This is a genomic window from Achromobacter sp. D7-1 (genome assembly GCF_059760445.1).
Genome location: NZ_JCBAMT010000048.1, coordinates 39,439 through 50,973, shown reverse-complemented (window position 1 = coordinate 50,973; position 11,535 = coordinate 39,439). Strand labels below are relative to the sequence as shown.

10 protein-coding genes are annotated in these 11,535 nt (G+C 67.3%); all 10 read right to left on the bottom strand.

Annotated features, from left to right (window positions below):
- Window positions 1-46 precede the first annotated feature (46 nt).
- Complete coding sequence (locus AC6LKD_RS20020; RefSeq protein WP_498117252.1) at window positions 47-1,681, bottom strand: arylsulfatase; 1,635 nt, start codon at window positions 1,679-1,681, stop codon at window positions 47-49.
- A gap of 46 nt (window positions 1,682-1,727) precedes the next feature.
- Window positions 1,728-2,726, bottom strand: coding sequence for an HAD family hydrolase (locus tag AC6LKD_RS20015; protein WP_498117251.1), 999 nt, complete (start codon window positions 2,724-2,726; stop codon window positions 1,728-1,730).
- The gene (locus AC6LKD_RS20010; RefSeq protein WP_498117250.1) at window positions 2,723-4,144 is read right to left on the bottom strand and encodes a BatD family protein; all 1,422 of its coding nucleotides are present in this window, start codon (window positions 4,142-4,144) and stop codon (window positions 2,723-2,725) included. The genes AC6LKD_RS20015 and AC6LKD_RS20010 overlap by 4 nt, the downstream gene beginning before the upstream one ends.
- Window positions 4,141-5,736 carry a vWA domain-containing protein gene (locus AC6LKD_RS20005; protein WP_498117249.1) on the bottom strand — a complete coding sequence of 532 codons (1,596 nt, stop codon included), beginning with the start codon at window positions 5,734-5,736 and terminating at the stop codon, window positions 4,141-4,143. Before AC6LKD_RS20005 ends, AC6LKD_RS20010 begins: the two co-directional genes overlap by 4 nt.
- Window positions 5,721-6,743: a vWA domain-containing protein gene (locus AC6LKD_RS20000; RefSeq protein WP_498117248.1), complete on the bottom strand. Its 1,023-nt coding sequence runs from the start codon at window positions 6,741-6,743 to the stop codon at window positions 5,721-5,723. Before AC6LKD_RS20000 ends, AC6LKD_RS20005 begins: the two co-directional genes overlap by 16 nt.
- Complete coding sequence (locus AC6LKD_RS19995) at window positions 6,730-7,230, bottom strand: DUF4381 domain-containing protein (RefSeq protein WP_498117247.1); 501 nt, start codon at window positions 7,228-7,230, stop codon at window positions 6,730-6,732. Before AC6LKD_RS19995 ends, AC6LKD_RS20000 begins: the two co-directional genes overlap by 14 nt.
- On the bottom strand, window positions 7,227-8,186 hold the full coding sequence (locus tag AC6LKD_RS19990) for a DUF58 domain-containing protein (protein WP_498117246.1): 960 nt from the start codon (window positions 8,184-8,186) through the stop codon (window positions 7,227-7,229). Before AC6LKD_RS19990 ends, AC6LKD_RS19995 begins: the two co-directional genes overlap by 4 nt.
- A gap of 7 nt (window positions 8,187-8,193) precedes the next feature.
- Entirely contained in the window at window positions 8,194-9,171 is a 978-nt protein-coding gene (locus AC6LKD_RS19985; protein WP_498117245.1) for an AAA family ATPase, read from the bottom strand.
- A 32-nt stretch (window positions 9,172-9,203) separates the two neighbouring features.
- Entirely contained in the window at window positions 9,204-10,367 is a 1,164-nt protein-coding gene (locus AC6LKD_RS19980) for a formylglycine-generating enzyme family protein (RefSeq protein ID WP_013393860.1), read from the bottom strand.
- 81 nt (window positions 10,368-10,448) lie between these two features.
- Complete coding sequence (locus tag AC6LKD_RS19975; protein WP_498117244.1) at window positions 10,449-11,459, bottom strand: SphA family protein; 1,011 nt, start codon at window positions 11,457-11,459, stop codon at window positions 10,449-10,451.
- Window positions 11,460-11,535: the final 76 nt, after the last annotated feature.

Sequence of the window (11,535 nt, the reverse complement as noted above, 5' to 3'; positions counted from 1 at the left end):
CGACAGGCGCCGCCCGGTCCTGCGCCGGCTCGCGCCGGAACCGGCTTTACTTCGACTTCTGCTTATCGACCTCTTCGAAGTGTTCCTCCATGGCCTTGTTCACCCTTTCCTGAACCTGGTCCACGCTGAAGCTGGCAGGCCGTTGGCTGGGCGGATACTTGAGGAACGTCTCCAGGAACGCGGAAGCCTTCATGGTCGCGATCGCCGTCAGATAGGCGTTCTTGGCCAGCCAGTCGTTGTACTGGTCCGACGTGATGTCGGCGCGTTCGTAGGGATCCATGCGCAGGTTGTAGATCTTGGGCAGACGCAGGCAGACGAAGGGGTTCTGCCAGATGTTGAGGTTGCCCGGCGCCCGTTGTTCGCAGAACACCGCCTTCCAGTCGCCCCAACGCGCGCCGACCAGCAGGCCGTCGTCATTGAAGTAATAGAAGTCGTCGCGCGCGCTCTTGTCCTGCTTGCCGGTCAGGTAGGCCAACTGGTTGTAGCCGTCCAGGTGCACCTTGAACTTGGTGCCGCCCGCCTGCGGCGCCCAGCCGTCCAGCAGCCGTTCCTTGACGTTGGCGTCGCCGGTGGCGGCCAACAGGGTCGGGAACCAGTCCATGCCGGACACGATGCCGCGCTTGATTTCCCCCGCGGGAATCTTGCCCGGCCAGCGGACCATGGCCGGCACGCGGAACGCGCCTTCCCAGTTGGAGTCCTTCTCGCTGCGGAACGGCGTGGTAGCGGCGTCCGGCCAGGTGAAGGCGTTGGGGCCGTTGTCGGTGGTGTAGACGACGATGGTGTTGTCGGCGATGCCCATGTCGTCCAGCTTCTTCAACAGCTTGCCCACGTCCTGGTCATGCTCCCACATGCCGTCGGCGTAGTCGTTGCCCGGCATGCCGCTCTTGCCTTTATGTTCCGGCCGGATGTGGGTGTAGATGTGCATGCGCGTGGTGTTCATCCACACGAAGAACGGCTTGTCGGACTTGCCATGCTTGTCGATGTAGTCGATCGCCGCGCCCACCGTTTCGTCGTCGATGGTTTCCATGCGCTTGGTGGTGAGCGCGCCGGTATCTTGCACTTTGCCGTCGGCCGTGGCCTTGATCACGCCGCGCGGCGAGAAGTTCTTGACGTAGGGATCGTTGGGGTCCTTGGGCCAGTACGGGCGCTCGGGTTCCTCCTCGGCGTTCAGGTGATAGAGGTTGCCGAAGAACTCGTCGAAGCCGTGGCGTGTCGGCAGGTATTCGTCCCGGTCGCCCAGGTGGTTCTTGCCAAATTGCGCCGTGGTGTAGCCCTGCGCCTTCAAGGCTTCGGCGATGGTGATATCACCCTTCTGCAGTCCGACGGTGGCGCCAGGCATGCCGACCTTGGACAGCCCGGTGCGCAGCGGCGACTGTCCGGTGATGAAGGACGAACGACCCGCCGTGCAGCTGTTCTCGGCGTAATAGTCCGTGAACAGCACGCCCTCCTTGGCGATCCGGTCGATGTTGGGCGTGGTGTAGCCCACGACCCCGTGCGTGTAGGCGCTGATGTTCGCCTGCCCGATGTCGTCGCCGAAGATCACCAGGATGTTCGGCTTCTTGTCCGATGCTGCCGCCTGGCCTTGGGCCGGCGGCGTCTGGGTTTGCGCCTGCGCGCTGCCCAGGGCCGTGAGCCCGGCTGCGGCGAAGAGCGCCGCGCTCAACAGTTTTCTTGCGTTCATCGCTTTCTCCTGACCCTTGCGGGCGGTTCCCAGTCACGTAAACGAATCACTGTGTTTCAAATGCGTATACCCTTCTCCACTCCTTTGCCATGTCCACGATTACCCAACCCTGTTGTTCCGCTTCATCCAACGCCTTGTCGAGACGGCCTATCCTGGACTCGCGGTCATAGGCCCATTCGCGCTTCGCGTCGGTGTGGTGCACCAGGCCGGCGAAGCGCTTGCCGCTGCCGGCCGCCGTCCATTGCAGCATCTGCAGATCGCCATCCGAATTGCCGAAGGCAAAGATGGGCTGGCGGCCGATGAACTTGTTGATGGCCACCGGCTTGCCTGGGCCGTCGTCGTTGAAGTCGAGCTTGGGCGTGCGCATCAGCACGGGCTTGCCGTCCTGCATCTGGAATTCGGTGACGAAGGTGGTGCCTATCACCTGTTCGGGCGGAATGCCGTAGACGTTTTGCGCCCAGGCCCGCATGAATTCCACTTCGCCGCCGGACACGATGTAGGTCTTGAAGCCGTTGCTGCGCAGGTAGTCCAGCAGCTCCAGCATCGGCGCGTAGATCATGCTGGTGTAAGGCTGCTTGAAGCGCGGATGGCGGGCGGTCTTGATCCATTGCCTGACCTCGGCGCTGAAGGCCTGCGTCGTCATATTGGTGTGCGTGGCGCCGACGATCTTCAGCAGTCCCTCCGTGCCCGCCGCGGCCAGCGCCTGGCGGTCGCCTTCGATCGCGGCCTTGTAGGGCTGCTCCGTCGTCCATTCAGGATGCTGGGGCGCCATGACCTTGAGCTGGTCCAGCGCGAAAATCAGCTGAAAGTACATGGGCTGCTCGCTCCATAGCGTGCCGTCGTTGTCGAACACGGCAATGCGGTCGGCTGGCGCCACGTAGTCCGGGCCGCCCTCGGCCGTGACGGCTTGCACAAAGCTGAGTATGGCCTGTCGCGAGGGGCCCTCGTTCCAGGAAGGCAACGGCGTCTGCGCGCGCGCCACGCTGGCCAGCAGCAACAGGATCAGCAGCGCGAACCAGCGCCGGACCATCAAAGGCGTCGTCATGGGAGATCTCCTGGAGGTTCGCCGGACGCGATGCCTGCGCGTCCGCGTGAGGATTCCGTTGGCCGGGGATTCAGAGGCAGCAGACCATGCGCTTCGGCCGGCCTCGCCCGGGCGACCAAGGCGCGGCGCCACCGTGGAAACACCCCGCGCAAGCCGCGCCAGCCCAGCGTCGCGTCAGGATCGCGGCCATAGATGGCTCGCAGCGCGTCCGTCCCGGTCCGCCACAGCGCAGATTCCAGGCCAGCCGTCGCCTGTGCAACCGTGGCTGCCCCAGCAGCGCGCCGCAGCCAGACGTAAAGCGCGTCCAGGCGCGGCTGGGGTTGCGCCAGCAGGCGGCGCAGCGTCATCGCGGCATAGGGTTCGGACGCGCGCCACTGTGCGCGCCGCGCCCGCAAGCCGGCGCGCAGCCGGGCAATTGCCCGCCGCAGCCAGGGCGCGCCCAGCCACCAGGCCAGCGCCGCGAGCGCCGCCCCGGCGGCCAGCGCCAGCCACCCTCCCGGGATACGCACCTGCACCTGCCGGCCCATGTCCCGCAGGTCCTGTTCGACCGAGAATGGCGTCTGGTAGGCGGCGCCGGCCTGCGCCTCGAAGCGTTGCGCCGGCAGCGCCACGCGCTCTTCCTTGTTGGCCGCGATGTTCCACCAACGGATCTCCACCGCGGGCAGCTCGAAGGCGCCGCCACGTTCGATCACATAATCCAGGCGATCCACCCGTCGTCCGCCCAGGAAGCCGCCGCGGTTGTCGGAAAGCTGTGTCAACTCGGGCTCCGACGGGTAGAGCTTGAGGCCCGGTACGGCCGCCATGGCCGGCGGCGGAATCAGCATGGCCTGCGCGCCCTGCGCCTCTATGGTGATGACGCGACTGACGTGGTCGCCCACGGCGGGAGGCTCGGCCGTATAGCGGATCTGCTGGGTCGCCTTGACCGCGCTTGCCGCCAGGGAGCGCCCGGCGATGCCGCCCGGCGGCCCAGCGGCGCGCACCTCCAGCGGGCGCGTCTGCGCGGCCAACGGCGCGGACGCCTGCCCCACCTGCGCGCTGACGTGGATGGCCGGCACCTGCAGGGTACCCGCCGTTTGCGGACTGATCAGATACGAAAAGCGCAGTCCGCTGTACGCAACGCCGCCAATCGAGGTCCGGATGATGCTGGCCTGTCCCGACGGCCCCGAGACCAGCGCGCCCGGTATATCCAGGGCGGGAAGCTGCGGCGGCTGGGTGAACCAGGTCGAAGTCAGCACGTCGACCTGCAGGATGGACGTGGCGCCCGCCATCAGGTCGCCGGACACCGCCATGCGGGCTTCGGCGCGCAGTTGCGGCCCCTCATCCGCGGACTGGGCGCGTGCCATGCCGGCGTACAGCCCCAGCTGCAACAACAGCAGCAGGCCCAGGTGGCGCAACAGCGCGGCATGGCAGCGGATCATGGCTGCTTCCCCTGCGCGGGCGCGGCCTTGCGCGCGTCCTCGATGGCGAACTTCTGCTTCAGGAAGCCGGCAGGCGACAGGCTCAGGTTGCGCAGCCAGACCTCGTCGGATGCGGCCTCCGGCACCGTGGTCCGCATCATCTTGCCCGTGCTCTTGTTGCTGTCCACGCGGGTTTCGTCGGGCTTCTCCGAATCGTCGTCCTGTTGCTCGCTTTCGGCGGCGGCGATCAGCCTGGCGACCAGCTCGCGGTTGTCGCGCGCTGCGCTGAAGTCCGGCCGCAGGCGCAGCGCCTGGTCATACGCCGCGAGCGCCGCATCGTAGCTGCGCAGCCGGACTTGGGTATTGCCCAGATAGAAGTAGCCTTCGGGCGTATCCAGTTTCGCGAACGCCGCCAACGCTGCCTGGTACTCGCCCGCGTCGTAGGCGGCGCGGCCCTTCCAGTAAGGATCTGCGTACAAGGCCGCGGCTTCGGCATAGCGTTTGTGCTCATAGGCCCAGCGGCCTTGCTGATCGGGCGTGAAGAAGGCGTCGGCCAGCGGGCCGGCGTCCACCCGAGGCGTGTACAGCGCGGCCATGACGGTCAGCAGCAGGCAGGCCGTCCAGTTGATGTTCCAGCCGCGCCGCAGCGACAGCAGCGCCAATAGCGCCAGCGGCCAGCACAGCCAATAGCCCGCGTCCTTCCAATGCAGCAGCTTGTCCGCGTCCTGGACCTCCTGGTAGTGGCGCTCGGCGTGCAGCGTCACCCAGTCCAGGTCGTCATCGTTCAAGGTCAGGCTGCCCAGCGGTGCGCGGGCGGCCTGCGCCAGCTGTTTCAGGGCGTCCTCGTCGAAATGCCCCAGCACCGGCCTGCCCTGTGCATCGATGCGAGGCTGGCCGCGGGCGTCGCGCACCACGCCGCCGTCGCGGGTGCCCACAGCCCACACCAGTATCTGGAAGGAACTGGCTCGGGCCAGGCGCTCGATCTCGGCCAACTGTCCGGTGTCTGCGCCGTCCGTCACCAGCAGCAAGGTGCCGCCCGCCTCGCCGGACTGCAGCAGACTCGCCGCCAGGGCGATGGCGCCGGCAGCGTCCTTGCCCGGCGCGGCTATGAGTCCGGTGGACAGGGCCTGCACGAACATGTCGGGTAGCGCGGGATCGTCGGTGGGCGGCAGCACCAGGTGCGCGGAGCCCGCGTAGGCGATCAGGCCCGTCTTGGCGCCGGCGCGCCGTTTCAGCAGATCGCGCAGCTTGCGTTTGGCGGCCTCCAGCCGGCTGGGCGGCAGATCGGCCGCGTCCATCGATGGCGACAGGTCCACCGCCGCGATCAGGGGCGCGAGATTGTCCAGGAAGGCCGGGCGGTCCTGCTGCCACGTCGGCCCCGCCGCGGCGATGCCCCCCAGCGCCAGCAAGGCGGCCAGCATCTGCGCGGGACGCGGCCCGCGGCTGCCTTGCGTGCGCAGGGTCAGGTACGGCAGCAGCGCTGGCGCGATATTGCTGCGCCATCCGAGCTGGCCGTCCTCGTCCCGCCGCCGCCATAGCAGCAAGGCCGCGGCCGGAATCGCCAGCAGCCACCAGGGACGCAGGAAATGGAAGGCGCTCAGATCGACTTCCATCGGCCCTCCTCCACGCTTGCATCGCCTTGCGGCTTGGCGCCGTGGCGCCAGCCGCGCAGCGCGGCCGCGAGATGCCAGCCCGCCAGCAGCAACAGCGCCAGGCCCAGCGGCACCCAGAAGAAATCCTGCTTGGGCTGATGGCGCAGCTCGCGGACCTCGTGCGGCGTGATGCGGTCCAGCTCGGCGTAGACCTGCCGCAGCGATGCCTGGTCCTGCGCCGGAAAGAAACGGCCCCCGGTCTTGGCGGCGATTGCACGCAAGGCATCGAAATCGACCTTTTCCTCGCCTTCCGCCTGCGGATCGCCGATGCCGACGGTGTGCACCACGATATGGCGCGCGGCTGCCATGGACGCCGCGCGGTCGGGCGGCACGGCGCTGCCGGTGTCGTTGCCATCCGTCAGCAGGATCAGCACCTGGTCATGTTCGCCGGCGTGCTCGAATTGCTTGATCGCCACGCCGATGGCATCGCCGATGGCGGTGTTGGGTCCGGCCATGCGCGTGCTGACCTGATCCAGCAGCAGTTTGAGCGTGGCGTGGTCCTGGGTCAGGGGCGCCTGCGGATAGGCCGCGGTGCCGAACACGATCAGGCCGAGCCGGTCGTCCTGGCGGCGGTCGATGAAATCGGCCACCACCGCTTTCACGCCGCTCAGGCGGTCCTCGCGGCGGCCGTCCGGCGCCACGAAATCCTCGGTCTCCATGGATTGCGAGATGTCGATGGCCAGCAGCAGGTCGCGCACCGGCTGGCGATGTTCCAGCGGCGGTTCGACCCGCTCGGGCCGTGCCAGGGCAAGGATCAGCAGCAGCCAAACCAGCGCGTTCAAGGCCAGTTGCCAGCGGTCGCCGCGCACGCCGGGGCGCTGCGGCGTCTGGCCGGTGCTGCGCGCCACCGATTCGAAGAACGGAATGCGCACCGCGCTGCGGCGCTGCACATATGGCGGCAGATAGCGGTACGCCAGCCAACCCAGCGGCAGCAGCGCCAGCAACCAGGGATACTCAAGCCGCCACATGGTGACGCTCCATCCATTGCCGGCTGGCGGTGAACAAGTTCCGCACGAGCGCGGGGTCGATGGCCCGCAAGGTGTGCGGCGGCGCATAGGCCAACGCTCTTAGCAAGACGCCGGCGTCGGGAGGAAACACGGCCATGCCGTCGTCCATGAAGGCCACCCACTCCGCGCCCTGCAAGGCGCCCACCCTGGCCCTGTCGGTTTCTGCCACCGAGGACAATCCGACGCGCTTGAGCAGTTCCGGCAGCGCGCGCGCGGCCAGCGGGTCCGACTGCGTTTCCCGCCGCAGGGCCTCCAGCATGCGCAGGCCTTCGCGGCGGTAGCGATTGCGCCTGCGGCCGCGCGCAATCCGCCATGCAGCCCATCCGGCCAGCGCCAGCACCGCGGCCAGCAGGACCAGCCAGCCCCAGGTCTGCGGCCAATAGCTGACCGGCGCGGGCAGCGGAAGCTGCCGCAGCTGTTCGATGGACGGCGCGGCGTCGGCGTTCATGCCCTGCCCCTGGCTTGCGCCCGGTTCGCCTGCCGACCCAGTTCGCGGCGCAACTGCGCCACGGTGTCGTCCGCCGTGTCGATGGACAGCAGCGGCACGCGGCTGCGTCGCAGCAACTCGGCCACGTCGTGCAGTCGTCCCGAAAAGAAGTCCGACAGCGGCTCGCGCACCTGCTTGCGATCCGCCGCCACCTCGACCTGCAGTTCGCCTTGTGTCACCACCAGCCGGCCGCGCAAAGGCAGGCGCAGCGCCAGCGGGTCATACACCAGCGTGGCCACCACGTCGTTGTGCGCGGCCAGGCTGCGCAACAGCCGCAAGCTCGTATCGTCGGCGCCAGCGAAGTCGCTGACCACGCACACCAGGCAATCGTGCGGCGCATGCGCCAGCGCGCCTTGCAGAGCTTCATTCAGCCGGCCAGACGCGTCCACATCAGGCCGATCGGCGCCCATGGACTGGTTGCGCCGCGCGATGGCGGCGAACAGCGCCTGGATGCGTTCTCGGCTGCGCAGCGGGCGCACGCTGTCGATGCCCGCGTCGCTGAACACCAGGCCGCCCACGCGGTCGCCCGCCTGATAGGCCATCCAGGCAGAGAGTGCCGCGACGCGCGCAGCCACCACCGACTTGAAGCTGCGCACCGAACCGAAATACATGCCCATGCGCTGGTCCACCACCAGCAGCACCGGACGGTCGCGCTCCTCGCTGTAGGTGCGCACATAGGGCTTGCCCAGGCGCTGCGAGGCGCGCCAATCCAGCTGCCGCAGGTCGTCTCCCGGTAGGTAGCGCCGCAGCTCTTCGAAGTCCAGCCCGCGCCCGCGCAGGCGCGAACCATGTTGGCCGGCCAGTATGCTGCGCACAGGCTGGCGGCTGAAGAACCCCAGGCCGCGCGCGGCGGGTTCCAGCGCCATCAGGTCCGTGATGCGGACCTGAACTTCGGGGGAAGGAGCGGCTGAGAGCATGGCGGATTCAGGCCGGCACCGCGACGGTGTCCAGCAGTTTGTCTATCACCTGGTCAGCCGACACGCCGTCGGCCACCGCGTCATAGGACAGATGCAGACGATGCCGCAGCACCGGCCTGGCCACGCTGCGCACGTCGTCAGGCGAGGCGTAATCCTGTCCCGACAGCCAGGCGTGGGCGCGCGCCACCTTGTCCAGCGCGATCGCGCCGCGCGGGCTGGCGCCGACCTGGATCCAGCGCGCGAGATCGGCGTCCTGCCCGGCCGGATGGCGCGTGGCATTGACCAGGTCCACCAGGTACTGGTCCAGCGCCTCGGACACATGCACCCGATCGATATCGGCGCGGCAGGCGAACAAGGCTTCCTGCGTCAGCGGCGCGGAATCGGCGCCCGGGTCCTGGCGCGACTCGCCGCGCAGCATGGCCAGCATCTGCCTTTCGCTGTCGGGGTCGGGATAGTCCAGCACGACCTTCATGATGAAGCGGTCCATCTGCGCCTCGGGCAAGGGATAGGTGCCCTCCTGTTCTATCGGATTCTGGGTGGCCAGCACCATGAAGAGGCGCGGCATGCGGTGGGTGGTACCCGCCACGGTGATCTGCCGCTCTTCCATGGCCTCCAGCAGCGCGGCCTGCACCTTGGCCGGCGCGCGGTTGATCTCGTCGGCCAGGATCAGGTTGCCGAACAGCGGCCCCTGCTGGAACTGGATGCGGCTATTGCCTTGCGCATCCTGCTGCAGCACCTCGGCGCCGGTAATGTCCGAAGGCAGCAGATCGGGCGTGAACTGGATGCGGCTCATGGCAGCGGCCAGATGTTGGGCCAGGGTCTTGACGGTGCGCGTCTTGGCCAGCCCGGGCAGGCTTTCCAGCAGCAGATGGCCGTCAGCCAACAGGCCCAGCAATACTTCACGTATGACGGCGCCCTGGCCCAGCACCGAGCGCGCGATGGCGCGCTCCAGTTCCAGGATGCTGTCGCGGTTGCTCGTGGTCATTCCCCCTCCTGAGTGACGGATGGCATTTCGCGCTAGCGGCTGGCGACGCCGTTCCTGGCGGTCTGGGCCAGTTTCCATTGTTCAGGCGTCATGACGGTGCGGAATCCCAGGTGCGACATGCCGTTCATCGGGTCCGTGCCGCGCCGGGCGCTGGTGCGGTAGCTGATGCAATAGGTGTCGCTGCACAGGAATGAGCCGCCGCGCGTCACGCGCTTGGGCGCGCCCGGCGGGACGATGCCATCGTCCGGGTCGTAGCTGTCGGCCGGCCCTGCGGGGTTGGCGGGCGGCTGGCGGTATTGCGCCTGGATCTTGAAGGCGTCGGCACGATACCAGTCGGCGGTCCATTGCCACACATTGCCCGCCATGTCGTACAGGCCATAGCCGTTGGGCGAGAAGCTGCCCACCGGCATGGTGCCGACCTGCACCTTCTCATCCTTCACCACCGGGAATGGCTGCGGTTGCTGTGTGTCCCAGATATTGGCCATGGGCTTGCCCTGTGGCAGCAGTTCCTCGCCCCAGGCATAGGTGGCCTGCTCCAGCCCGCCGCGCGCGGCCATCTCCCATTCCGATTCCGTGGGCAGGCGCTTGCCGGCCCATTTGGCATAGGCTGCCGCGTCCTGATATGACACCTGCACGACCGGATGGTCGTCCTTGCCGGCGATGGAGCTGCCCGGCCCTTGCGGATGACGCCAATTGGCGCCAGGCACATAGCGCCACCAGCGCGAATAGTCGCGCAACGACACTTCGCTCTCGGTGCCGACGAACACCATGGCGCCGGGCACCAGCAGGCGCTCGTCGGGACGCGGCGTACCGGGCGGCAGTTGGACCTGCAGGTCCTCCCATTTGGGCTTTTGCTCGGCGGTCGTGACGTAGCCCGTGGCTTCGACGAAGCGGCGGAACTGCGCGTTGGTCACATCGTTGACGTCCATCCAGAAGCCGCTGACCGACACCTTGTGCGCCGGCATCTCGTTGGGCTGCGCCAGCTTGTGGCTGCTGCCCATCAGGAATTCGCGCCCCGGCACCCAGGCCATGCCGGCTGGGCCGCTCTTGCCGTCGCCCAGCACCACCTTGACGGCTGCCGGCGGGCCGTCCTTGCCCATGACCACATAAGCGGTGCTCGCGCCCGCGCCCAACACCACGCCGGCCAGCAGCAATGCCCCGGCGTAGCGTGTTTTCCCTTGTGTTTGCTTTGCCATTTCAATCACCCGAAAGCTAGCGGTTCAGGAGCGGCGGGGCCGCGCCCGGGGCTGACAGCCCCCTTGAAATCGTGCTGACGTTCAGAACACCAGCGTCGCGGTCGCCATAACCGTGTCGTTGCTGTCCAGACGGTTCGTGCTACTGATCGTGGGCACCCAACGCAGGCTGAGGGACAGGGAGCGCTTGTCCGCCAGCTTCCTGTCATAGGTCACGATGGGACCCAGCGCCCAATCGTGTCCCTTGAAACCGTTGAGCCGGTCCGCGGTCGGTCCGGAATCGTTGCCCAGCTGCTGGATGGTGCCCAGGATCAGACCCGCGCTGACGCCATTGCTGAATACCTTGCGACCCATCAGGTCCATGCTGAACAGCGGCGCGTTGCGGTAATCGGTGGCGTTGTTGCGGGTATAGAACTGGATGCCCGCCACGGTATCGAATTGAAAGCCCGAGTCCGGGAATATCTTGGTGTACGCCACCTGCGGAATGAAGGTCCAGTTGTTCAGGCTGGGGTTGGCCATATCGTCGGCGTTGTATTTGCCGGTGGGCGCCCAGATATTCAGGCTGAGCGCCATGTGCGAGGTTTCGGAAAAGTGGTAGCCCGCGATGATGGGCGAGAAATACAGGTCGAACAGGTTCGACGCGGTATCGCTTTGGCCGGCGCTCCGTCCTCCGGAGCCCATCACGGTGGAGTTCACCTTGGTCCAGACGTAGGGCAAGGTGAAACTGGAGGCGAAGTTCCAACGTCCGGGCCCGGTGTCCCAGGTCTTGAGAACAGTGGCCAGCGTGAACGCGACTTTGGCGTCCAGGCCCAGCGAGGTGCGTCCTCCTACAGGCACTTCCCGGCTGCCGCCTATGTTTCCGTCCAGGTAGATCTGCGACAGGTTGACGGCCCAGATCGGTTCCGGCGACACGATGCCTGCGTTGGGCTGCACGTTGGTGCCGGTGATCTGACGTCCCAGCGCGCCTTCGGTGGCCCAGGCCGCCGTGGGCGACGACAGTGCGGCGCAGAGCACGACTGCGCGCGCCAACAGCACGCTGCTGGCCGCGGTTACTGCTGCGCTGATTCTCTTGAATGCCGAACTCGTACTGCCCATGCGATGTACCCCGGCTGGAGATAACAAAATGCAAAGACACGCCGTACGGAAACGCTGATTTCAACAATGAACGCCG

What these genes read in the sequence shown, in the direction of transcription:
- AC6LKD_RS20020 (WP_498117252.1), bottom strand. Translation starts at nt 1,681, where the DNA reads ATGAACGCAAGAAAACTGTTGAGCGCGGCGCTCTTCGCCGCAGCCGGG.
- AC6LKD_RS20015 (WP_498117251.1), bottom strand. Translation starts at nt 2,726, where the DNA reads ATGACGACGCCTTTGATGGTCCGGCGCTGGTTCGCGCTGCTGATCCTG.
- AC6LKD_RS20010 (WP_498117250.1), bottom strand. Translation starts at nt 4,144, where the DNA reads ATGATCCGCTGCCATGCCGCGCTGTTGCGCCACCTGGGCCTGCTGCTG.
- AC6LKD_RS20005 (WP_498117249.1), bottom strand. Translation starts at nt 5,736, where the DNA reads ATGGAAGTCGATCTGAGCGCCTTCCATTTCCTGCGTCCCTGGTGGCTG.
- AC6LKD_RS20000 (WP_498117248.1), bottom strand. Translation starts at nt 6,743, where the DNA reads ATGTGGCGGCTTGAGTATCCCTGGTTGCTGGCGCTGCTGCCGCTGGGT.
- AC6LKD_RS19995 (WP_498117247.1), bottom strand. Translation starts at nt 7,230, where the DNA reads ATGAACGCCGACGCCGCGCCGTCCATCGAACAGCTGCGGCAGCTTCCG.
- AC6LKD_RS19990 (WP_498117246.1), bottom strand. Translation starts at nt 8,186, where the DNA reads ATGCTCTCAGCCGCTCCTTCCCCCGAAGTTCAGGTCCGCATCACGGAC.
- AC6LKD_RS19985 (WP_498117245.1), bottom strand. Translation starts at nt 9,171, where the DNA reads ATGACCACGAGCAACCGCGACAGCATCCTGGAACTGGAGCGCGCCATC.
- AC6LKD_RS19980 (WP_013393860.1), bottom strand. Translation starts at nt 10,367, where the DNA reads ATGGCAAAGCAAACACAAGGGAAAACACGCTACGCCGGGGCATTGCTG.
- AC6LKD_RS19975 (WP_498117244.1), bottom strand. Translation starts at nt 11,459, where the DNA reads ATGGGCAGTACGAGTTCGGCATTCAAGAGAATCAGCGCAGCAGTAACC.